The following is a 21,919-nucleotide window of genomic DNA, read 5'->3' as shown; positions in this document are numbered from 1 at the left end:
GGTTCGGGAAGGGGCGGGGTGGGGCACAGGCCCGCGGCGGGCGACCCGCCCACCGCATCCCGGTCACACCCCGCCCTGCCCCGCGGGCGCGCTACCTCAGCGCCGCGCCACACCCTCGGCACGCGCGGCCGCGGCGACCGCCGCGGTCACCGCGGGCGCGACCCGCTCGTCGAACGGCGACGGAATCACGTAGTCCGCCGCGAGCTCGTCACCCACGACATCCGCCAGCGCGTTCGCCGCGGCGATCTTCATGCCCTCGGTGATCCGGGAGGCCCTGACCTGGAGCGCGCCCGCGAAGATGCCGGGGAAGGCCAGCACGTTGTTGATCTGGTTGGGGTAGTCCGAACGCCCGGTCGCCACGACGGCCGCGTACTTGTGCGCGATGTCGGGGTGGACCTCGGGGGTCGGGTTCGCCATCGCAAAGACGTACGCGCCGGGGGCCATCGAGGCGACGGCCGGCTCGGGCACCGTACCGCCGGAGACGCCGATGAAGAGGTCGGCGCCGGCCAGCGCCGTTTCCAGGGAGCCGGAGATGCCCGCCTTGTTGGTGATCTCGGCGAGCTCACGCTTGACGTCCGTCAGGTCCTCGCGGTCCCGGCTGACGATGCCCTTGCGGTCGGCGACCGAGATGTCACCGATGCCCGCCGCCAGCAGGAACTTGGCGATGGCCACTCCCGCGGCCCCCGCGCCGGAGATGACGCCGTGCAGATCGCCCAGGGTCCGGCCGGAGAGCCTGGCCGCGTTGCGCAGGGCCGCGAGCGTCACGACCGCGGTGCCGTGCTGGTCGTCGTGGAAGACCGGGATGTCCAGGCGCTCCTGGAGCTTGCGCTCGATCTCGAAGCAGCGGGGCGCGGAGATGTCCTCCAGGTTGATCCCGCCGAAGGACGGCGCGAGCCGCACCACGGTCTCCACGATCTCGTCCGCGTCCGTCGTGGCGAGCGCGATCGGGACCGCGTCGACGCCGCCGAACTGCTTGAACAGGATCGCCTTGCCCTCCATCACGGGGAGGGACGCCTCCGGGCCGATGTCCCCGAGGCCGAGGACGGCGGTACCGTCCGTCACGACCGCCACGACCTGGGACTTCCAGGTGTAGTCGTTGACGAGATCGGGATTCTCGGCGATGGCGCTGCACACCTTGGCCACGCCGGGCGTGTACGCGAGGGACAGGTCGTCCTTGTCGCGCACGGGGACGGTGGCCTGGATGGCCATCTTGCCGCCGCGGTGCAGGGCGAACGCCGGATCGAAGAACTCGTCCGGGGCGCCGGTCAGGCTGCCCGTACCGCTGCTGTCGTTGTCCGCACTGGCCGCACCGTGCGTCTTGCTGTCGCTGCGAGGATTGACGATCTCCGCTGCCATGGTATTGACCCCTTAAGTCTTCATCGTTTGAGGGTGGCCACTCCTGGTTGAGGAGGGGTGGGCTGGGACCGCGTACGTGCCCGGCGGGAAGCGGATGGCCCGCTCCGCCAGGGGAGGTACATACGCGCGGGCGCGCCGCACACGCGCCCTGAGCCCCGGATGAGGGGTGTAAACGTCTTTCTTACCGGATGAACCGCACCTCGGACGAGTCGGTATCGACCCGGTGACATGACTCATAGTCGAATATCGGGACAAGTCCACTCAGCGGTATAAACGTCGCCCAGCTACCGAGACACGCCGGAGATTCTCCGGTCGAAAGACGGAAATCCAACAGAAGGTCCGGTGCTGATGTACCGGCCCGTTGGGGTACGGGGGTGGCCCGTTATCCGATTTTGACATGGCGGGCACCCTGATTGGGCTAGTCCGAATGGCAAGATGCCTGAATCACACCGGGTGTCGATCTCCGACCGGACGTTCGCACCCAGCTGGCAGCTCACCCTCACCACCGCCGGAGGACTTCACCATGACCGCAAGCACCACTCGTCGCACGACCGCGAAGTCCCGGATTGCAGCGGTCGGCGCCATCGCGGTCGCCGGCACCATGCTGCTCACCGCGTGCGGCGACCAGACCGACAGCGGCACGAAGAGCTCCGAGACGTCCGCGACGAAGGACGCCCCGCTCGCCGATCTCCTCCCCAAGGACATCAAGGACAAGGGCGTCGTCAAGGTCGGTTCGGACATCGCGTACCCGCCGGTCGAGTTCAAGGACAAGTCCGGCAAGATCGTCGGTATCGACCCCGACCTCGGCGCCGCGCTCGGCAAGCAGCTCGGCGTGACGTTCCAGTTCGAGAACGGCACCTTCGACACGCTGATCACGGGTCTGCGCTCCAAGCGCTACGACCTCGCGATGTCGGCCATGACGGACACCAAGGACCGCCAGACCGGTGTCGACTCGGAGACCGGCAAGAAGGTCGGCGAGGGCGTCGACTTCGTCGACTACTTCACCGCCGGCGTCTCGATCTACACCAAGAAGGGCGACACCCAGTCCATCAGCACCTGGGCCGACCTCTGCGGCAAGAAGATCGCGGTCCAGCGCGGCACCGTCTCGCACGACCTCGCCAAGACCGAGACCAAGAAGTGCGAGGGCGGCAAGAAGATCGCCATCGAGGCGTTCGACACCGACCTGGAGGCCCAGACCCGGCTGCGCGGCGGTGGCGCCGACGCCGGTTCCTCCGACTTCCCGGTCGCCGCGTACGCGGTGAAGACCTCGGGCGGCGGCAAGGACTTCGAGATCGTCGGCGACCAGGTCGAGGCGGCCCCGTACGGCATCGCCGTCGCGAAGGGCAACGACAAGCTCACCAAGGCCGTCCAGGCGGCGCTCGACGCCATCATCAAGAACGGCGAGTACGGGAAGATCATCTCCAAGTGGGGCGTCGAGGCCGGCGCGGTCACCGAGGCCAAGATCAACGGCGGCTCCTGATCCGGACCGGCGCTGAAAGGCATCACCTGTGACTGACATGAAGAAGACGGGCACGGCCGACCAGCCGCCCACTCCCCCCACCCCGGCAGCCGGACCCGAGGCCATCAAGGCCATCCCGGTCCGCCACTACGGCCGCTACCTCTCCGCGGCGATCGCGCTCGGCGCCTTCGCGGCGATCGTCTACGCCTTCTCCCAGGGCAAGATCAACTGGGACGCGATCCCGGACTACTTCTTCGACGACCGCATCCTCAACGGTGTCGGGCAGACCTTGCTGCTCACCGTCCTGTCGATGGCGATCGGCGTGGTCGGCGGCATCCTGCTGGCCGTCATGCGCCTGTCGAAGAACCCGGTGACCTCGTCGATCGCCTGGTTCTACATCTGGTTCTTCCGCGGCACCCCGGTCCTGGTCCAGCTCTTCGTCTGGTTCAACCTGGGTCTGGTCTTCGAGTACATCAACCTCGGGCCGGTCTACAAGGACGAGTGGTCGTCCTTCATGACGCCGCTGCTGACCGCGCTGCTCGGCCTGGGTCTCAACGAGGCCGCGTACATGGCCGAGATCTGCCGCGCGGGTCTGCTCTCGGTCGACGAGGGCCAGACCGAGGCGTCGCAGGCGCTGGGCATGAGCCACAGCAAGACCCTGCGCCGCATCGTGGTCCCCCAGGCGATGCGCGTGATCGTGCCGCCGACGGGCAACGAAGTCATCAACATGCTCAAGACGACCTCGCTGGTCGCCGCCGTGCAGTTCTCCGAACTGTTCCGGTACGCACAGGACATCGGGCAGACGTCCGGCGCCCCGGTCGAGATGTACTTCCTGGCCGCGGCCTGGTACCTGATCATGACCTCGGTGCTGAGCGTCGGCCAGTACTACCTGGAGCGGTACTACGCACGGGGTTCGAGCCGGACCCTGCCGCCCACCCCGCTCCAGAAGATCCGGGCCAACGTCCTGTCCGTGGGCCGCCCGAAGGGAGGCATGGCATGACCGCCATGGTGAAGGCCGAGGGCGTACACAAGTCCTTCGGCGCCGCGCACATCCTCAAGGGCATCGACCTGGAGGTGGCCAAGGGCGAGGTGTTCTGCCTCATCGGTCCCTCCGGCTCGGGCAAGTCGACCTTCCTCCGGTGCATCAACCACCTGGAGCAGGTCAGCGCCGGCCGGCTGTACGTCGACGGCGAGCTCGTCGGCTACCGCCAGAAGGGCGACAAGCTCTACGAGCTCAAGGACAGCGAAGTCGCCCTGAAGCGCCGTGACATCGGCATGGTCTTCCAGCGCTTCAACCTGTTCCCCCACATGACGGCGATGGAGAACGTCATGGAGGCGCCGGTCCAGGTCAGGGGCGAGTCGAGGGCGGTGGCCCGGGAACGGGCGATCAGCCTGCTGGACCGGGTCGGCCTCTCGGACAAGGCGAAGAACTACCCCTCGCAGCTCTCCGGCGGACAGCAGCAGCGGGTGGCCATCGCCCGCGCCCTGGCCATGGAGCCGAAGCTGATGCTCTTCGACGAGCCGACGTCCGCGCTCGACCCGGAGCTGGTCGGTGACGTCCTGGACGTCATGCGCGGTCTCGCCGAGGACGGCATGACGATGATCGTCGTCACGCACGAGATGGGCTTCGCCCGCGAGGTCGGCGACGCGCTGGTCTTCATGGACGACGGCGTGGTGGTCGAGTCCGGCCACCCGCGCGACGTGCTGACGAACCCGCAGCACGACCGGACGAAGTCGTTCCTGTCCAAGGTGCTGTAGCGCGTAGGGCATGAGGGAGGGGCGGTACGGACGCACTGTCCGTACCGCCCCTCCCTGCGTCCGTGCCACGCGGCCGGCGCGGGGCGGCTCCTCGCCGCGCACCGCGCAGAAGTCCTGGGTTGGCCTCGCCGCCCATCCTGGCGGCGACGTACTCCTGGCCCAGGGTCCGCAGGGGACGGGGAAGGCGGGCGGCACGGACCGGAGTCCACGCCGCCAGCACCGGCTGCACCGCCCGCTATCCCGTCCTACTTGACCGCGAGCACCATGCTGTCCGATGGCGAGGCCCAGACCGTGCGCGCCTCGGCGAAACCCGCCCCGCGCAGGGTGCGGGCGTGCCACTCGGCGGACGGCATGTCGCCATCGGCGTGCTCACCGAAGATCTCGAACCGCTCGGCGGTCGGTGCGGCGAGGACCGGGTCCTTGGCGGCGAGCGCCCACCAGTCGGCCCAGTCGAGGACGCCCGCGGCCTTGGCACGGTCCATCCCGGCGTGCCGGTGGGCGCGCTCGGCCGCGTTGATACGCGGGGTGGAGGTGTCGATCATCCGGTCCGCGTTCATGAACAGCCCCCCGTCCCGCACGAGTTGGCCGACGCGCCCGTAGAGTGCGGCCAGCGGCTCGCTGTGCAGCCAGTGGAGCGCGGTGGCGGTCAGCACGGCATCGTACGAGTCGAAGGGAAGCCGCTCCGTCCAGGAGGGGTCCTTGAGGTCCGCGGTGACGAAGGTGACGCGGCCATCGCCCTCGAAGGTGCCGCGGGCGATCGCGAGGAGCGCGGGGTCGAGGTCGACGCCCGTGCTGGTCGCCTGCGGGAACCGCTTGAGGAGCCGGTCCGTGATACTTCCCGTACCGCACGCCAGGTCGAGCACGCGCGGTTCGGGTCCCACCACGGCCTCGACCATGTCCAGCATCACCCGGAACCGCTCCTCGCGGTCCGGCATGTACCACTCCTGCTGCCGGTCCCAGCTCGTCTGCCATGCCGCCCAGTCAGCATCCGTCACCGTGTCCGTCACCCGAACCTCCATCTCGTACCGCTCTTTCCTCGCACAGCCATTGACCCGACGAATCGTGTAACACCCAAGCCTGGCGACCACCCATTACACTGGTCGGCGTATCGACCTTAGACCGACGCCGTAAGGACTACAAGTGGAACTGGCCTATTACTCGGACTATGCCGTGCGCCTGGTCAACACCGAGGAGCCGGCCCGCAGCAAGGACGGCCTCACCTCGGTCGACGCCGTCCGTGAGCTCTTCGGCGCCAACGCCCAGGCCGCGCGACGGGCCACGGACGCGGACGTGACACGGTTCCGGTCGGTACGGGCGCGGCTGCGCGCGGTCTTCGAGGCGGCCGACGGCGGCGACGAGACCCTCGCGGTCGACCTGCTCAACTCCCTGCTGCTGGAGTTCCCGGTGAGCCCGCAGATCTCCGGCCACGACACCCGGGACGAGGACGGCAAGCCGGACTGGCACATGCACCTGGCCGACCACCCCTCGAACGCGACGGCCGGATACGCGGCGATCGCCGTGATGGGCCTGGCCTTCCACCTCACCTCGCACGGCGTGGACCGGCTCGGCCTGTGCGAGGCCGTGCCCTGCCGCAACGCCTACCTCGACACCTCGACCAACCGCTCACGCCGCTACTGCTCCGACCGCTGCGCGACCCGGGCCAACGTGGCCGCCTACCGGGCCCGCAAGCGCCTGGAGACCGAACGGTCGGCGGAGACGGGCCTCAGCGCGGACGCCGCCCAGCCCAGCACACCCAGCACCGACCTCTGATCCCTGCTCAGCGGGCGGTAGCGGGCCCGCACCCGGGCCAGTACCAGTTCCTCGGGCACCGCCCCGTAGTCCGTGCTGTCCCCGCCCGCGAACGTGTTGTCACCAAGCACCCACCAGCCGCCCCCGCGGCGCTCGGCGGCACGCTTCACGACCAGCAGGTCCTGCTGGAAGGGGTGCCGCAGGATCACCACGTCCCCCGGGCGCACGGGTGCCCCGCACTGCACCAGCAGCAGGTCCCCGTGGTACAGCGTGGGCACCATCGAGGGCCCCGTCACCTCCACCACCTGGAAGCGCCCCCGCCCCGCCCGTCCTCGCCCCGGCCCCTGTGTCAGCCCCGGCATCTCCCTGGCACCTCCCGGTCCGTCCTCCGGCACACGCCACCCGCGGCGTTCCGTACATTCGGCCACTGGTCCCATCCTCACCCTGGACTTTTGGCCTAAGCCCTAGGGGGCACCCGCAAAAAGCCGGGTCTCACGGAGTAATGTCCCACCTGAGAAGACGATCACGAGGAAGGACAGCTCCATGCTTTCCCGCCTGTTTGCCCCCAAGGTGAAGGTCAGCGCACACTGCGACCTGCCCTGCGGTGTGTACGACCCGGCCCAGGCCCGCATCGAGGCGGAGTCCGTCAAGGCCGTCCAGGAGAAGTACCAGGCCAACGAGGACGCGGACTTCCGCACGCGCGCCGTTCTGATCAAGGAACAGCGCGCCGAGCTCGCGAAGCACCACGTCTCGGTGCTCTGGAGCGACTACTTCAAGCCCCCGCACTTCGAGAAGTACCCCCAGCTGCACCAGCTGGTCAACGACACCCTGAAGGCGCTCTCCGCGGCCAAGGCGTCGAACGACCCGGCCACGGGCCAGAAGGCTCTGGACCTGATCGCCCAGATCGACGCCATCTTCTGGGAGACCAAGAAGGCTTGATCTACGGTTAGGCCGTCTGACCTGCGATATCGCTGGTCATGGCGGCTACCCGATCCGCACCCGGCCCGCAGGCCGCCGATCTCGGCGGTCATGGCGGGCCGGGTGCGGTCTTTTTGTCCCGGCTACGGATGCCCGTGGACCGTGGAGAGCCCTTCAGGCCCGTCGGCGCTGTACGGCTCGGCGCTGACGGGTCTGAAGGGGAGTCAGGGCGTGTAGCCCTTCACGTGCACCGCACTTCCGTAGGCATGCATGTCCGCTTCTTCCACGTGGAACCCCGCTGAGGCGAGGATGCACAGAAGGGCGTCCCGCATGCAGGTCTGGACGGTTTCGTAGTGGCGGATCACGTGGGGCAGATCCGAAGGATCAACTCCACTTTCCAGGAGGTCCGCAGCCGCAGTCGCCAGTTCCTCCTGGGTGTTCCACTCCACCAGCACACCGCCGGTGGCGAGGGAGTCCACATGGACATCCGCCCCCGGTCTGCCTCCGGGCTCCTCCCCGAGCTGCCCCCGGTACACCGGGATTCCCGCCTGGGCCAGCGCGCGACAGGCTTCAACGGCCAGTGCGTCGCGCTGGCCGATGACGTCCGGCGGGGCTTTCGGCGGCAGATCGAATCCTTGACCGCTCACGCGTCCCTCACTCCTCTTCCTGCTGCCGGACCACCCGCGCGACAACCGCTGGTCGATCGCCGGGGGTGGGCCGGGGAGACGGGTCCGGACGGCCACGGCACCCGCTCGGCCGGGCCAGGGGGGATGCTGCCCGCCCACGTGATGACGTGTGCGGGTACGCGCTGGAACAGCCGCGCGACGAGGCCGCGGTGCCGGTGGTGCCGACGCCGGACACCGTGTGGGCCGGGTCCCGGCGACGAGTTCCACGGCGGCGGCCCGAAGCCGCGGGCTCAGCCGCCCGCGAGCGGGTTGCCGCCGCCCCGTTGGATGTCCCCCGTGACCCGCTTCCTCCGCGGGCCGCGCACGAACCCCCCGCCGCATCTCGCCCGCCTCCTGACGGACGAACATCCGGACGAGCTCATGGAGCGTGGTCCCCGGCAGCGTCAGCACCCACACGGACGCCGGCAGCGCCCCGCACGGCCTCAGCTGCCCACCAGCAGGTGCCGGTAGCTCTCCGGGTTCTCGTCCAGGTAGGTGGCGAAGCTCTTGGCTCGGTGGCCGGTCAGGGTCGGTACGGCGTCCGAGACCGTCGCCATCTCCCCGGCCGCGATCGCCTCGTACGAGGTCACCCAGCCGGCCACCTCCCACTCCTCGGCCCCGTACGAGGCCCGCGAGGCGTACGCCTCCTCCGTGGTCTCGGGGACGTAACGGACGGGGCGGCCGGTGCGGCGGGCCAGTTCCTCCGCAGCCTCGGCCAGCGTGAACGCCTCCGGCCCGGTGAGGTCGTAGGTCACGCCGTCGTGCGCGGTGCCCTCGTCGAGCAGTACGGCCGCGGCGGCGTCCGCGATGTCCTCGTGCGCGACCGCCGCCACCCGGCCGTCACCGCCCGGCCCCCGCAGGACACCGTCCGCGCCGGTCATCGCGGGGAGCGCGGCGAGGTACCAGCTGTCGCGCAGGAAGGTGTGACGGACATCGGCCACCCGGATGTGCGCCTCGGTGTGCCAGTGGTCGCGCGCGAAGGTGAAGGTCGCGTCGGGGGCCGCGCCGAGGAACGACACGTACACGATCCTCTCGACGCCCACGGCCACCGCCGCGTCCAGGGCCGTGGTGTGCTCGCGCACCCGGTCGGCGCTCTCGTGCGCGGAGACGAGGAAGAGGGTGTGCGCGCCGTCGAGGGCGCGGCGCATCGCGTCGCCTTCGCCGTAGGCGGCGGGCGGGGCCGTGCCGGCACCGGGCAGTTCGGGCAGCCTGGACGGGTCGCGGCCAAGCAGCCGTACGGGAACGCCGGTCCTGGCGAGGCGCCGGGCGACCCGGCCGCCGACCGCGCCGCTCGCACCGGTCACCGCGATGAGGGGGCCGTTCATCGGAGGTCGTCGTCCTTCCGCTGCCAGGGGAGCACGTCCACGACCGCCTCCACCGGGATCGGCCCGTAGACGTGCGGGAACTCCTCGCCGCCGGGCGCCGCCACCTCGTACCGCACCGGCGCCGTGAGCCGGCCGGTGTCGATCACCAGGACCACCAGGTCCTGGTGATCGCCGCCCCCGTAGAGCGCCCTGGCCACGCCGGGGAGCTGGTGGGGCAGCGAACAGTGGATGAAGCCCTCCTCGCCAAGGGTCCGGCCCCGGGTGGACATCTCGTACGCCCCGGTGTCGCGGGCGGCCTCCCAGAGGGGGGCTTCGGTGAGGTGCAGCAGGTGCTGAGGCGGTGTGACCATCGGGCCACGCTAACGGCAGGGCCCGTCCACGCGGCGACGTGCCCTGCGCGCCGCGGCGAATGCCGCCCTGTCGGCCCCTGGCGGGGCCCGTCCGCTCAGCCCTCCAGGAGCTTCTCCTCAAGGCGCGGGTCGAGACCGATCCGGGGGCGGTCCGGCCGCTGCGGCGCGTCGCAGCCCCGCCCGGCGAGCCACGTCCAGGTGTCGGCGACCGTCTCGCCCACCGGCCGGCAGCGCAGTCCGGCGGCGTGTGCCCTGGTGACGTCGCCCTGGTGCAGGCTGTCGTACAGCTCCCCGGCGGGCAGCCAGACCGGCAGGTCGCTCCACGGTTCGACGCCCGCCGCGAGCAGTGTGGCCGGGTCGGTCCAGCGCAGCTCGGCATCGGAGCCGGTGACCCGTACGCAGGTGTCGAGCAGTTCTCCCATGGTGGTGTGGCCGGGGTGGCTGACGAGGTTGTACGGGCCGTGGAGGCCGTGCGCGGCGTCCAGCAGCCAGCTCGCGAGGTCGCGTGCGTCGATGTACTGCAGGCCGGCGTCCCGTGGCCCCGGTGCGATCACCGGGCCGCCGCGGGCGATCCGCCCCAGCCACCAGGGCAGCCGGCCGATGTTCTCCCCCGGGCCGATGATGAGACCCGCCCGGCCCAGCAGGACGCGGTCGTCGCCGAAGGCCCGGAGCGCGGCCAGTTCGCCGCCGCGCTTGGCCAGGGCGTACGAGACGTCCCCGCCCGCGTCGGGCGATGCGCCCTCCACCAGGGGGCCGTCCTCCGCCAGACCCGCCGGTGCGGGGTAGGCGTACACGGAACGGCTGGAGACGTACGTGTAGTGCCCCGCCCGTCCGGACAGCAGCCGGGCCGCGTCCCGGACGGCCGAGGGCGCACCGCTCCAGGTGTCGACGACCAGGTCCCAGCTCCCCCGGCGAGGGCCGCGAGGCCGCCATCGGCGGTGCGGTCGCCGGTCAGAGCGGTGACGCCGGGCGGCGGCGCGTGGTGCCCCCGGTGGAAGACGGTGACCTGCCAGCCTCGGGCCTGCGCGTCCTCGGTGACGGCGCGTCCGACGAATTCCGTACCACCCAGCATCAAGATCCTCATACGGCGACTGTGCGGGGCGGGCGGCGGGCTGGGAACGGTTCCTCGCTACGGGCAGAATCCGCGCCCGCGCCGGACCGCGGGCCCGCGTCAGGGCGTGCGGGCCAGCGGGCTGCGGTGGCGCACCAGCCACTGGTGGTACGGGGCCGCGCCGCGGGCCGCCTCGCGGTACGCGGCCTCCAGTTCCCCGTACACCACGACCGTGTCGGTCCCCGGCCGCGAGACCAGCAGCAGGCGTACGGCGAGCGGGTCGTCGCGCAGCGGGCGGATCGCCATGTCCTCGCGCGGCCCGGAGGTGGGCTGGCAGGGGGCCACCACCTCGCCGAGTACGACGAGGGAGGCCGCGGTGAGGTAGTCGCCGTGCAGGACGGGCGGATCGAGCCCGGCGGCATGGAGGACTCTGCGCACGCCGTCCCACTCGCCGTCCACACTGGGGTCGACCATCCACCGGTCGGTGGCCAGATCGCCGAGGTCCACCACGGGGCGGGCCGCTGCCGGATGGTCCCGGGACAGCGAGATGAACTGCGGCTCCCGGTCCAGGAGCACATGCCGGCGCAGACCGTCCGGGACGGCGAGCGGGGAGCCCTCCACCTCGTGCACGAAGGCGACGTCCAGGAGGCCCGCCCCGACGTCACGCAGCAGGGCGTGGGCCGAGACGTCGACCCGCAGCGAGATGTCGGTCCCGGGCAGTGCGACCCGCAGTCTGCGCAGCCAGCCGCCGATGACCCGGCTCGCGGTCGCGCCGATGCGCAGGAGCGGGCCGCCGTCCCTGGCGGCGTCGACCTCCGCCAGGGCCTCGCTGACGAGTGCGCTCATGCCGTCGACGAGGGGGCGGGCCCGGCTGAGGACGGACCGGCCGAGGAGGGTGGGCCGGCAGCCGGTGCGTTCCCGGCGGAAGAGTTCGGCCCCCAGGGCGTTCTCGATCCGCCGCAGCTGGGTCGTCAGCGAGGGCTGGCTGACGCCGAGCAGACGGGCCGCGCGGTGCAGGCTTCCCGTGTCGGCGATGGCGCACAGTGCCCTGAGGTGCCTCACCTCAAGCTCCATGCTGTGAGGGTAGGGCCGCCGTGCGCGCTCGCACCAGAGGTCACAACCCTGCCAAAGAGCTGCAATTCAGCGGCAGTTGGGACAGTCGCCCGGTGAAAGCCGCCTGGGTGCGGTGTACGGGTGATAGGGCGGCGCTATCGCCCGCTGACATCATCCGCGCCGGCCCCGCGCACCCGCACACTCTCTCCGTACCGCACCCGTACCGAGTCCGCACACCGGACGGTCCGGCCCTCCCGGCCGGCCTGAAGGCGTGTCGGGCGCAGATCCCGGACGGGCCCACCGGACCGCTAGGAGCCCCCCATGAGACACCTCCGCACCTCCTTCGTATCGGCCGCCGTCGGCCTCGGCCTCGGTCTCGTCGCCGCTCTCGGTACGACACAGGCGTCCGCCGCCGAACCGGCGCCCGCCGCCTCCCCCAGCGTCTCCTCGGCAGCACAGGGCTATACCGCGTACGCCGGATCGGGTGAGAACGCCGCCGCGAACCGGGCGTTCCACCAGGCCGTCATGGAGTCCGTCGCCGAGAAGCGGGCGGCCGACCCCAGCGCCGCGGCGGTCACGGTCGTCTACAGCGCCGCCAACGCGCCCACCTTCCGCAGCCAGATAGCGAGCAGCACCCGGATCTGGAACGGCTCGGTCACCAACGTCAGGCTCGTGGAGGGCTCGAACGCGGACTTCGCGTACTACGAGGGCAACGACTCCCGCGGGTCGTACGCGAGCACCGACGGAAACGGCCGCGGCTACATCTTCCTGGACTACCGGCAGAACCAGCTGTACAACTCGACGCGCGTCACCTCCCACGAGACCGGGCACGTGCTCGGTCTGCCCGACCGCTACAGCGGGCCGTGCAGCGAGCTGATGTCCGGCGGCGGCCCCGGCACGTCCTGCACCAACGCCTACCCGAACGCGGCGGAGCGCTCGCGGGTCAACACCCTCTGGCAGTACGGCTTCGCCGCCGCTCTGGCCCGCGCCACCTCCTGAGGGGTATCCGCGCGGCCACGACGTGCGGGGCCGCTCCCGGCCGGGAGCGGCCCCGCACGCGGCGGTGGGTCAGGCGTGTTCGAGGGGGAACGCGCCCCGGTGGCCGGTCCCCGCCCCCCGCGCCGGCCGTGGTTCGAACTCCCCGCAGCTCCAGATCTCCTGGACGAAACCGCTGCGGCGTTCCCACAGTTCGGCGACATCACTGCCGTCGGCGGCCGTCCGGTACGCGTCCTTGGCCCCACGGAAGCAGGCGAGCGCCCCGGAGAGCCCGCGGACCGGGACCGGGAAGTAGTCGGAGAACGCGCAGGCGATGCAGGTCTGCAGGCGGATGCCGGCCGGGAGGATGCGCTGAATGGTGGCCAGGGCCGCCGCGAAGTCGCCCGCCGCGCGCTCCGATTCGTACGAGGCGCCGTCCAGATGGAGTGCGAGCGCCAGGTCCGGGTCGGCGCGGCGCAGCGACAGCAGGCAGCTGAGCGTGGCCTTGCGGGCCGCGCCGGCGACGAGGACCGGCAGCGGGAGGTCCCACTCCAGCACGCAGTCGTCGAGTACGCCGTCCGCCAGGACGAACTGCGCGCCCTCCGGCGGCACACCGGCCACGGGGCCCAGGCCGTCGAAGCTCTCGCCCTCGAAGTCGACGTCTCTGATCCGGATACGGAGTTGCTGTCCGTCCGTGGTGAGAGCGACGGGGACGGAACCATGACGGTCCCGGTACCAGCCTGCCCACGACTCATCTGTCATGAGCAGGGACTGTAGCCCGTATCCGCACGTCCTTCGGTGGCACCCTGCGCTTCGTTCCCGGCCGCACCTGCCCGCGGTACGGCCGCCGCGGCCGTACCGTCCTCAGGACGACCGGGGTTCACGCCACATGGGCCACATCGAGGGCCCGTCCGGCAGATCGACCGTTCGGCCCATGAACGTGAACCCCAGCCGCTCGTAGAGTCCGCGGCTCCGCTCGTTGCTCGCCTCCAGATAGGCCGGGACGCCCTCACGGTCACACCGCTGGAGGACCTCGTCGATCAGTGCCGCCCCGAGCCCTTCCCCTTGGCGCTCGGGGGGCACCCCGATCATCAGCAGGTACTCGTGGGCGCGGTCGTGCGGGTGGACGGCGCCCGTCAGCCTCCCCACCAGTTCGGCCCGCTCGTTGCCCGGGTCCGCGGTCTCCCTCATCAGCGCGGGGGTGGGGTCCTCCTCCTCGGGCCCCCGCGGGCACGGGAAGCCACAGGGCTGTGGCCGTGCCGTCCTCCAGCAGGTCGATGCGGCCCTCGGCCAGCGCGACATCGACGAAGACGCCGAGGAACTTGCCGTGGACGGCGCGGCGGTGTGCCTCGTCCGGGAAGATCCAGCTGCTCACCGGGTCGTCGTGGAACGCCTCGTCCAGGATTCTCACGACCTGGTCCCGGTCCCGCTGGTCCGCCTGCCGTATGCGTACATCCATGCCCTGCTCCCGCTCCTCCACGCGACCTCAACCATCGTGCGGAATCCTAGGGTTGGCCGGGGTGGCGGTCCGCGGGAGGTCAGTGGTCGCGGCGGGTGACGAACTCGGCGAGGGCCAGCAGGTCCCGGCCGAGGCCAGATCGGGCACGGCCCGGGAGAGATGGTGGACGGCACGCGCCATCCGGTCGCCCGCGCAGACCTGCGCCCAGTCCCGCCCGCCCGCCCGGTCCACCGCGTCGGCGGCCCGGCTCACCTCGCCCGGCGTCGTCATGGGCCCTTTGTAGAGGGCGGCCAGCTCGGCGGCGGCCGGGGTGCCGGAGGTGAGCGCGGCCACCACCGGCAGTGACTTCTTGTGCGTGGCCAGGTCCGCGCCGACCGGTTTGCCCGTACGGGCCGTGTCCCCCAGATGCCGATCAGGTCGTCGATCAGCTGGAAGGCGAGGCCGGCCTCGCGGCCGAAGCCGTCCATGGCGTCGACCGACCGCTCGTCCGCGCCCGCGTAGAGGGCGCCGAGGGCGCAGGCGCAGCCGAGCAGGGCGCCCGTCTTGGCCATCGCCATGGTGAGGCACTCGTCCAGCGAGACGTCGTCCGGCCCGCGCTCCTCGAAGGCGCAGTCGGCCTGCTGGCCGGCGCAGAGCTCGATGACGCAGGTGGAGAGCCGCGCCGATGCCCTCGCCGCGGCCGGGTGCGGGTCCTCGGCGAGCAGCCGCTGGGCGAGGGCGAGCATGGCGTCACCCGTGATGACGGCGTCCGGGATGCCGAAGACCGCCCAGGCCGTGGGCCGGTGGCGGCGGGTGGCGTCCTCGTCGATCACGTCGTCGTGGAGCAGGGTGAAGTTGTGCGCCAGTTCCACGGCGACAGCGGCTCTCACCGCGCGCTCCGGGTCCCCTCCCGCCGCGCGGGCGGCGGCCAGGACGAGCGCGGGCCTGACGGCCTTGCCCGCCTGCCCCGATGCGGGGCTGCCGTCCGCGTTCTGCCAGCCGAAGTGGTACATCGCGACCCGTCGCATGCCTCCGGGCAGCGACTCGACGGCTGCGCGCAGCTGCGGATCGACGGCGCTCCGGGTGCGCTCCAGGAGGACATCGGCCTCATGGCCTTCCGTCGCGGCGTCCGTACTCGTCATGGTCACGGTCTCTCCTCTTGAGTCGCCCGTCGGGCTCCACCGGGGTGCCCGGCCGCCGCCGCGGCCGGGCACCCCGGCGCATGTGTGAGGTGTGGCGGGGTGGAGTGCCCGGACGCCCCCGTCCGGGCACTCCGCAGAGTCACCGCCAGCGGCTGACCTCGACGTTCTCCAGCACGCCGAGGGCGTCCGGTACCAGGATGGCGGCGGAGTAGTAGGCCGTCACCAGGTACGAGATGATCGCCTGCTCGTCGATGCCCATGAAGCGGACCGACAGGCTGGGCTCGATCTCGTCCGGGATGCCGCTCTGCTGGAGTCCGATGACGCCCTGGTCGGCCTCACCGGTCCTCATGCAGATGATCGACGTGGTGCGGGCGTCCGTCACGGGGATCTTGTTGCACGGGAAGATCGGCACCCCGCGCCAGGCGGGTACGTGATGCCCGCCGACCTCCACGCTCTCCGGCATCAGGCCGCGCCTGTTGCACTCGCGGCCGAAGGCGGCGATGGCCCGCGGGTGGGCGAGGAAGAGCTTGGAGCCGCGCCGGCGGGACAGCAGTTCGTCCATGTCGTCGGGGCTCGGTGTGCCGTCGTGCGGCTGGATGCGCTGGCCGTAGTCGCAGTTGCTGAGCAGTCCGAACTCGCGGTTGTTGACGAGCTCGTGCTCCTGGCGCTCGCGCAGCGCCTCGACCGTGAGCCGCAGCTGCTGCTCGGTCTGGTTCATCGGCTGGTTGTAGAGGTCGGCGACCCGGCTGTGGACCTTCAGCACGGTCTGGGCGACGCTCAGTTCGTACTCGCGCGGGGCGGACTCGTAGTCGACGAACGTGTGCGGGACGACGGGCTCCCCGACATGGCCGGCGGAGAGGTCGATCGCCGCCTCGCCGTAGTTGTTGGTGCGCTGGTGCGGGATGGAGAGCAGTCCCGCCAGGTGATCGCGGAGCGAGTCGGCGCGGGCCGCGAGGTTGAGCACGTCCGAGCGCCGCAGGGTGAGCAGGGTGCAGGCGGTGACCGCGCGGGCCGTGTACTCCCAGTGGGCGTCGCCGTCGATCAGGGAGTGGTCACCGAAATAGGCACCGTCCGCGAGGACTCCGAGCTCGGTCTCGTCGTCGTAGGGGCCGGAGCCGATCTTCTCCACCTTGCCGTGCGCGAGCAGGAAGACGCGGTCCGCCGCGTCCCCGGCCGCCGCGAGCACCTCCCCCGGCCCCGCGTCACGCTGTTCGCAGCGCCGTGCCAGCTCGGCCAGCACCTCCTCGTCGCCGAAGTCGCGCAGCGCGGGCAGCTCGCTGAGCTCGGCCGGGATCACCGCGACCCGGTCACCGGTCTGCACGAAGGTCACACGGCCGTCACCCACCGAGTAGCTCAGCCGGCGGTTCACCCTGTACGTACCGCCCTGTACCTGCACCCACGGCAGCATGCGCAGCAGCCACCGCGAGGTGATCGCCTGCATCTGCGGCGCGGACTTGGTGGTAGTCGCGAGGTTCCGCGCGGCCGCCGTGCCAAGACTCTGCTGCGGCGGGACCTGCGTGTCGCGAACCTCTTCACCAACGGACATCTGACGGTCCTCTCGATATGGGCTGACCTGTGCGAAAAAGCCTTTCAGCAAGGGCAGTCGGCGCGCCATTACACAAAAGAGTGCGACTAATCCGACTTCAGCGGGGCAGGCGCCTCGCCCGGCCGACGCGTGGCGGAGTGCGCGGGGTGTCCGGATCGGCTCGCACAGCGTCCGAACGGAGGGTCCGGGAGGGTGCCGTCCGGGTAGAAGCGGAGTAGCGCATTCCTCCCGCACGCACCAAAGGAGCCGGCCATGTCATCACCCATGTCCGCGAGCAGATTCCTCGACACCCTCAGGGACGAGGGACTCACCGTCGTCCAGGTCGGCGACTGGCGTACCCACAACCGCAACCACAGGGGCCCGTGGGGCCCGGTGCACGGCGTGATGGTCCACCACACCGTGACCAGGGGCACGGCCCGGACCGTCACGCTCTGCCGGGACGGCTACTCGAACCTCCCGGGTCCGCTCTGCCACGGTGTGATCGCCAAGGACGGCCGCGTCCACCTGGTCGGCTACGGCCGCACCAACCACGCCGGGTACGGCGACGACGAGGTCCTGCGCGCGGTGATCGCGGAGCGGCGCCTGCCCGCGGACAACGAGGCCAACACGGACGGGAACCGGCACTTCTACGGGTTCGAGTGCGAGAACCTCGGCGACGGCGAGGACCCGTGGCCCGACGTCCAGCTCGAAGCGATCGAGCGGGCGGCGGCCGCGGTCTGCCGCCATCACCGCTGGGGCGCCCCGTCCGTGATCGGCCACCGGGAGTGGCAGCCGGGCAAGGTCGACCCGCGCGGCTTCTCCATGACCTCCATGCGGGCCCGTATCCACGAGCGCCTCAAGTAACCCGCTGCGGGACACTGCGTACGTGCACCACGAACCCCCCGCGCCCCGGCTGCGGCCCACTCTCCCCTCGCCGCTCCAGCCGGCCGATGACGAGCGCTTCGCGCGCCGGGGCGTACGACTGCTGCTCAAGCGCGATGACCTGATCCACCCGGACCTGCCGGGCAACAAATGGCGCAAGCTCTCCCTGAACCTCGCCGCCGCCGGGGGCCGCGCCGTGCTGACCTTCGGAGGCGCCTACTCAAACCACCTGCGCGCCACGGCCGCCGCCGGCCGGCTGCTCGGCTTCCCCACCGTCGGCGTCGTGCGCGGCGACGAGCTGGCGCACCGGCCGCTCAACCCCTCGCTCGCGCGGTGCGCGGCCGACGGTATGCGGCTGCACTTCGTGGACCGGGCCACGTACCGCTCGAAGAGCGATCCAGACGTCCTGAGCGGGCTGCTGAGCCTCTTCGGGGAGTGCGAGGTCATCCCGGAGGGCGGCAGCAACGCGCTGGCCGCACAGGGCTGCACAGAGCTCGGGCGCGAACTGCGCGGCCGGGCCGACGTGGCAGCGGTCGCCTGCGGGACCGGCGGGACCCTCGCCGGCCTCGCCGCCGGTCTGGGCCCCGGGCAGCGCGCCCTGGGCGTGCCGGTCCTGCGCGGCGGCTTCCTCGGCGCCGCGGTGAGGGAGTTGCAGCGGGAGGCGTTCGGCGGCCCGGCGGGGCGGTGGTCGCTGGACGAGCGGTTCCACTTCGGCGGCTACGCCCGTACGCCCCCCGAACTGCACGCCTTCGCCGACGACTTCGAGGACCGGCACGGGCTGCCCGTCGAGCGGCTCTACGTGGCCAAGCTCCTGTACGCGCTGACCACGCTCACCGGGGAGGGCGCGTTCGCCCCGGGGACCCGCGTGGCGGCCGTCGTCACGGGAACGCCCCCCTAGGGGCGTTGCTCACCCGGGGCTGCCGGCAGGCCCGGCGGGCGACCGCGCCAGGTAGCCGGTGAGAGTGGTCCGGGTGCGCCGGAGACTCTCGATGTGCTCGTCCATGGCCGTCACCTCGCCCTGGAGGATGCCCCGCAGGTCGGCGCACCAGTCGAACTCCGGCGCCCCCCGCACCTCGCCCCGGACGCACGGCAGCACCGAGCGGATCACCTCCGTGGACAGGCCCGCCTCCAGCAGGGCCCGCACGCGCGACACGGTGACCACGGCGTCCTCGTCGTAGTCCCGGTAGCCGTTCGGCTCCCGCCGGGCGTCCAGGAGGCCCTGTGCCTCGTAGTACCGCAGCAGCCGCGCCTTGACCCCGGTACGCCGGGACAACTCCCCGATCAGCATCCTGCCCCGCCGTCCCTTCGCCCTCGCGTCTTGACCTTCGCACCGGTGTCAAGCCCTAGCGTCACCCCACCGAAAGACCACCACGCCCGGGAGCCCCCGGACACCGGCCGGTACTCGCTGATGCTGGAGTGATGCCCCATGCCCTTCGTCGTCCAACGCAACGGTGTGGCCGCGACCGCCGACGAGCTCGCGCCGCTCGCCTTCGCCGGTTACGCCCACTTCACCGCCGTACAGGTCAGGGACGGCCGGGTACGGGGCCTCGACCTTCACCTGGAGCGGCTGCGGTCCGCCTCCCTGGAGATGTTCGGGCGTGCGCTGCCCGACGACCGGGTCCGCTCCTACCTGCGGACGGCGCTGCGGGCCGGTCCCGCCGACGTCTCGCTGACGGCCGCGGTGTACTCCCCGGCGGGCGAGTTCACCGTGGCCGGACCGGAGGTGGAGCCCGGGATGCTGATCCGTACGGGACCCCCGGCCACCGGCCCCGGGGGTCCGCTGTCCCTGGCGGCGGTCGAGCACGAACGGGAGCTGCCGGGTGTGAAGCACGTCGGCGAGGTGGCCAAGACCTACCGCCTGCGCCAGGCCGTCGCGGAGGGCTTCGACGACGCCGCGTTCCTCGACCGGCGGGGGCGGCTGAGCGAGGCGACGATCTGGAATCTGGCCTTCTGGGACGGCGACAGCGTGGTGTGGCCCGTCGCCGCGATGCTGACGGGTACGACGATGGGCGTCGTCCGCCGCCGGCTGGACCACCTCGGTGTCCCCCAGCGCAGCGCTGAGATCTCCCTCGGCGACCTGCCCGCGCTGGCCGGAGCGGTCGTCATGAACTCCTGGTCCCCGGGCGTCCCGGTACGCCGCATCGGCCCGGCCGCCCTCCCGGAAGCCCCGCTCTTCGTCAGCCACCTGCACCGGGCCTTCGCCTCGGAGCCCGCCCTGCCGCTGTGAGGGCCGCGGCGGACGCGGACCCTACGCGTCGTCCGTCTCCCGGTAGGCCGCCGCCTCCTCCAGGTCGAGCCGGCGCAGCAGCGTCCGCAGCATCTCGTCGTCGATGCGCCGCTCGTCCCGCAGCCGGACGAAGACCTCGCGCTCGGCTGCGATCATCTCGCGTGCGAGCCGCCGGTAGGTGTCGTCCGCCGACTCCCCGGTGACCGGGTCGGCCGCGCCGAGCCGCTCCCAGACGGCGTTGCGGCGGCGCTCAAGGACCGCCCGCAGCCGGTCGGCGAGCGGCTCGGGCAGGCTGTTGTGCCGGTCGGCGAGCAGTTCCGTCAGACGTGCCTCGGCGGCCGCGGACGCCTGGCTCTGGGCCTGGGCCTCGGCCAGCGTGTCCGCGCGCGGGTCCCGCCCCGGGAGCTTCAGTACGCGTACCAGGAGCGGCAGGGTCAGCCCCTGGATCACCAGCGTGCCGATCACGGTCGTGAAGGTCAAAAAGAGCACCAGGTTGCGGGCGGGGAAGTCCTCCCCGTCGTCCATGGCCATCGGGATGGAGAAGGCGATGGCGAGGGAGACGACGCCCCGCATCCCCGCCCAGCCGACGATCAGGGGCGCGGTCCAGTCGGTCCCGGGTTCCCGCTCCCTGATGCGCCTGAAAAGCCATCGCGGCACATAGGTGGCCGGATAGACCCAGACGAACCGCACCACGACGACCGCGACGAAGACCGCGAACGCGTACCAGAGCGCCTCTCCCACGCCGTACGTTCCGAGGCCCTTCAGTACGAAGGGCAGTTGCAGCCCGATGAGGGCGAAGACCGCGGACTCCAGGACGAAGGCGACCATCTTCCAGACCGCGGCCTCCTGGAGCCGGGTGGCGAAGTCGACCTGCCAGGAGCGGTGTCCCAGGTACAGCGCGACGACGACGACCGCGAGCACCCCGGAGGCGTGCACCCGCTCCGCCGCCGCGTACGCCACGAAGGGGATCAGCAGGGACAGCGTGTTCTGCAGGAGCGCTTCCCTGAGGTGCGTGCGGAGCCAGTGCAGCGGCACCATGAGCAGGAGTCCGACAGCGACGCCGCCGACCGCGGCCAGCAGGAACTCACCGATCCCGGCGCCCCAGCTGACGCCCGCGCCGACGGCCGCCGCGAGGGCGACCTTGAAGGCGGTGATCGCGGTGGCGTCGTTCACCAGGGACTCGCCCTGCAGGATCGTCGTCACCCGGCCGGGCAGCCCCACCCTCCGCGCGATCGCGGCGGCCGTGACGGCGTCCGGCGGGGCGATCACCGCCCCGAGCACCAGGGCGGCGGTCAGCGGCAGGCCGGGAACCAGCAGATAGGCCAGCCATCCGACCGCGAGGGTCGCGAAGAGCACGTACCCGACCGACAGGAGGGCGATCGGCCGGACGTTGGCCCGCAGATCGAGGTACGAGCTGTCCACCGCCGCCGTGTGGAGCAGCGGCGGCAGGAGCAGCGGCAGCACGATGTGCGCGTCCAGGGTGTACGTCGGCACACCGGGCAGGTACGAGGCCAGCAGCCCCGCGGCGACCAGCAGCAGCGGGGCGGGCACGGGGGTCCTGCGCGCGGCCCCCGCCACCGCCGCACTGGCCGCGACCAGCGCCACCAGCGGCAAAGCATCCATCTCACGGTCCTCACATCCGTCGTAACCTGCACATCATGAGTGAGTGCCCGCATCTTCAGGAACTTCCGCACCCCGAACCCGCCGCGCTCAGTGAGACCTGCCTGGAGTGCCGGGCGGTCGGCAGCCACCCCGTGCAGCTGCGGCTCTGCCTCGTCTGCGGGCACGTCGGATGCTGCGACTCCTCGCCCCTGCGGCACGGAACGGCGCACTTCGAGACGACCGGCCACCCGGTGATGAGGAGCTTCGAGAAGGGCGAGAGCTGGCGCTGGTGCTTCAGGGACGGTTCGATCGTCTGACGTCTGGGTACGTCAAACCGGCGCCGGTTCTTCGTAATTGACCGCCGCAGACCCCTAGCCACTGTGCGTACTCATGTGCTTACCATGAGTGACGAGTATCAGGTGGGGCCTCGGCGACACGGCATCA

21 protein-coding genes and 3 pseudogenes are annotated in these 21,919 nt (G+C 71.5%); 10 read left to right on the top strand and 14 right to left on the bottom strand.

Annotation, left to right across the window (positions count from 1 at the left end; all coding sequences use genetic code 11):
• Positions 1 to 96: 96 nt before the first annotated feature.
• Complete coding sequence (locus Sfulv_RS19720; RefSeq protein WP_173315874.1) at positions 97 to 1,356, bottom strand: NAD(P)-dependent malic enzyme; 1,260 nt, start codon at positions 1,354 to 1,356, stop codon at positions 97 to 99.
• A gap of 523 nt (positions 1,357 to 1,879) precedes the next feature.
• On the opposite strand from Sfulv_RS19720, the gene Sfulv_RS19715 reads away from it, so the two are divergent.
• From Sfulv_RS19715 to Sfulv_RS19705, 3 genes are read left to right on the top strand one after another with little or no spacing between them, the layout of a single operon-like run.
• Positions 1,880 to 2,836, top strand: a complete 957-nt coding sequence (locus Sfulv_RS19715; protein ID WP_173315872.1) for an ABC transporter substrate-binding protein — start codon at positions 1,880 to 1,882, stop codon at positions 2,834 to 2,836.
• Between the two features lie 37 nt (positions 2,837 to 2,873).
• Positions 2,874 to 3,815, top strand: a complete 942-nt coding sequence (locus Sfulv_RS19710; protein WP_173318036.1) for an amino acid ABC transporter permease — start codon at positions 2,874 to 2,876, stop codon at positions 3,813 to 3,815.
• Positions 3,812 to 4,573: an amino acid ABC transporter ATP-binding protein gene (locus Sfulv_RS19705; protein WP_281385818.1), complete on the top strand. Its 762-nt coding sequence runs from the start codon at positions 3,812 to 3,814 to the stop codon at positions 4,571 to 4,573. The genes Sfulv_RS19710 and Sfulv_RS19705 overlap by 4 nt, the downstream gene beginning before the upstream one ends.
• 245 nt (positions 4,574 to 4,818) lie before the next feature.
• Here Sfulv_RS19705 and Sfulv_RS19700 read toward each other — a convergent pair whose 3' ends face one another.
• Entirely contained in the window at positions 4,819 to 5,592 is a 774-nt protein-coding gene (locus Sfulv_RS19700) for a class I SAM-dependent methyltransferase (RefSeq protein ID WP_173315870.1), read from the bottom strand.
• Positions 5,593 to 5,713: 121 nt separating this feature from the next.
• Between Sfulv_RS19700 and Sfulv_RS19695 the strand changes: the two genes are divergently transcribed.
• Positions 5,714 to 6,343, top strand: a complete 630-nt coding sequence (locus Sfulv_RS19695) for a CGNR zinc finger domain-containing protein (RefSeq protein ID WP_173315868.1) — start codon at positions 5,714 to 5,716, stop codon at positions 6,341 to 6,343.
• Here Sfulv_RS19695 and sodX read toward each other — a convergent pair.
• Positions 6,247 to 6,684 carry a nickel-type superoxide dismutase maturation protease gene (gene sodX / locus Sfulv_RS19690; protein WP_173315866.1) on the bottom strand — a complete coding sequence of 146 codons (438 nt, stop codon included), beginning with the start codon at positions 6,682 to 6,684 and terminating at the stop codon, positions 6,247 to 6,249. The genes Sfulv_RS19695 and sodX overlap by 97 nt on opposite strands.
• Positions 6,685 to 6,865: 181 nt before the next feature.
• Here sodX and sodN point away from each other — a divergent pair, with 181 nt between their 5' ends.
• Entirely contained in the window at positions 6,866 to 7,261 is a 396-nt protein-coding gene (sodN, locus tag Sfulv_RS19685) for a superoxide dismutase, Ni (RefSeq protein ID WP_173315864.1), read from the top strand.
• 203 nt (positions 7,262 to 7,464) lie between these two features.
• On the opposite strand, the gene Sfulv_RS19680 is transcribed toward sodN, so the two are convergent.
• The 5 genes and pseudogenes from Sfulv_RS19680 to Sfulv_RS19660 form a co-directional block, all read right to left on the bottom strand.
• Entirely contained in the window at positions 7,465 to 7,887 is a 423-nt protein-coding gene (locus Sfulv_RS19680) for a hypothetical protein (RefSeq protein ID WP_173315862.1), read from the bottom strand.
• Positions 7,888 to 8,348: 461 nt separating this feature from the next.
• A complete protein-coding gene (locus tag Sfulv_RS19675; RefSeq protein ID WP_173315860.1) occupies positions 8,349 to 9,230 on the bottom strand; it encodes an SDR family oxidoreductase in 882 nt (293 codons plus the stop codon).
• On the bottom strand, positions 9,227 to 9,580 hold the full coding sequence (locus Sfulv_RS19670) for a DUF952 domain-containing protein (protein WP_173315858.1): 354 nt from the start codon (positions 9,578 to 9,580) through the stop codon (positions 9,227 to 9,229). The genes Sfulv_RS19675 and Sfulv_RS19670 overlap by 4 nt, the downstream gene beginning before the upstream one ends.
• 95 nt (positions 9,581 to 9,675) lie before the next feature.
• Positions 9,676 to 10,664 (bottom strand): annotated as a pseudogene (locus Sfulv_RS19665) (NAD-dependent epimerase/dehydratase family protein).
• Between the two features lie 87 nt (positions 10,665 to 10,751).
• Complete coding sequence (locus tag Sfulv_RS19660) at positions 10,752 to 11,705, bottom strand: LysR family transcriptional regulator (protein ID WP_173315856.1); 954 nt, start codon at positions 11,703 to 11,705, stop codon at positions 10,752 to 10,754.
• A 300-nt stretch (positions 11,706 to 12,005) separates the two neighbouring features.
• Here Sfulv_RS19660 and snpA point away from each other — a divergent pair, with 300 nt between their 5' ends.
• On the top strand, positions 12,006 to 12,683 hold the full coding sequence (gene snpA, locus Sfulv_RS19655; RefSeq protein WP_173315854.1) for a snapalysin: 678 nt from the start codon (positions 12,006 to 12,008) through the stop codon (positions 12,681 to 12,683).
• Between the two features lie 69 nt (positions 12,684 to 12,752).
• On the opposite strand, the gene Sfulv_RS19650 is transcribed toward snpA, so the two are convergent.
• From Sfulv_RS19650 to Sfulv_RS19635, 4 genes and pseudogenes are all read right to left on the bottom strand, one after another.
• A complete protein-coding gene (locus Sfulv_RS19650; RefSeq protein WP_173315852.1) occupies positions 12,753 to 13,421 on the bottom strand; it encodes a DUF6304 family protein in 669 nt (222 codons plus the stop codon).
• Between the two features lie 102 nt (positions 13,422 to 13,523).
• Positions 13,524 to 14,118 (bottom strand): annotated as a pseudogene (locus tag Sfulv_RS19645) (GNAT family N-acetyltransferase).
• Positions 14,119 to 14,197: 79 nt separating this feature from the next.
• A pseudogene (locus Sfulv_RS19640) lies at positions 14,198 to 15,239 on the bottom strand (family 2 encapsulin nanocompartment cargo protein polyprenyl transferase).
• A gap of 139 nt (positions 15,240 to 15,378) precedes the next feature.
• A complete protein-coding gene (locus tag Sfulv_RS19635) occupies positions 15,379 to 16,785 on the bottom strand; it encodes a family 2B encapsulin nanocompartment shell protein (protein ID WP_173315850.1) in 1,407 nt (468 codons plus the stop codon).
• A 252-nt stretch (positions 16,786 to 17,037) separates the two neighbouring features.
• Here Sfulv_RS19635 and Sfulv_RS19630 point away from each other — a divergent pair, with 252 nt between their 5' ends.
• Positions 17,038 to 17,628: an N-acetylmuramoyl-L-alanine amidase gene (locus tag Sfulv_RS19630; protein WP_173315848.1), complete on the top strand. Its 591-nt coding sequence runs from the start codon at positions 17,038 to 17,040 to the stop codon at positions 17,626 to 17,628.
• A gap of 22 nt (positions 17,629 to 17,650) precedes the next feature.
• Positions 17,651 to 18,544, top strand: a complete 894-nt coding sequence (locus Sfulv_RS19625; RefSeq protein WP_173315846.1) for a 1-aminocyclopropane-1-carboxylate deaminase/D-cysteine desulfhydrase — start codon at positions 17,651 to 17,653, stop codon at positions 18,542 to 18,544.
• Positions 18,545 to 18,553: 9 nt separating this feature from the next.
• On the opposite strand, the gene Sfulv_RS19620 is transcribed toward Sfulv_RS19625, so the two are convergent.
• Complete coding sequence (locus tag Sfulv_RS19620; RefSeq protein ID WP_173315844.1) at positions 18,554 to 18,934, bottom strand: MerR family transcriptional regulator; 381 nt, start codon at positions 18,932 to 18,934, stop codon at positions 18,554 to 18,556.
• A 138-nt stretch (positions 18,935 to 19,072) separates the two neighbouring features.
• Between Sfulv_RS19620 and Sfulv_RS19615 the strand changes: the two genes are divergently transcribed.
• Positions 19,073 to 19,873 (top strand): aminotransferase class IV family protein, encoded by an 801-nt coding sequence (locus Sfulv_RS19615; protein WP_173315842.1) that lies wholly within the window; start codon positions 19,073 to 19,075, stop codon positions 19,871 to 19,873.
• A 21-nt stretch (positions 19,874 to 19,894) separates the two neighbouring features.
• Here the strand turns inward: Sfulv_RS19615 and Sfulv_RS19610 are convergent, their stop codons facing one another.
• Entirely contained in the window at positions 19,895 to 21,496 is a 1,602-nt protein-coding gene (locus Sfulv_RS19610) for a Na+/H+ antiporter (protein ID WP_173315840.1), read from the bottom strand.
• Between the two features lie 35 nt (positions 21,497 to 21,531).
• Here Sfulv_RS19610 and Sfulv_RS19605 point away from each other — a divergent pair, with 35 nt between their 5' ends.
• A complete protein-coding gene (locus Sfulv_RS19605) occupies positions 21,532 to 21,792 on the top strand; it encodes a UBP-type zinc finger domain-containing protein (protein WP_173315838.1) in 261 nt (86 codons plus the stop codon).
• Positions 21,793 to 21,919: the final 127 nt, after the last annotated feature.

The organism is Streptomyces fulvorobeus (genome assembly GCF_013167895.1).
Classification (GTDB): Bacteria; Actinomycetota; Actinomycetes; order Streptomycetales; family Streptomycetaceae; genus Streptomyces; species Streptomyces fulvorobeus.
This window is presented reverse-complemented; position numbering and strand designations above follow the sequence as displayed.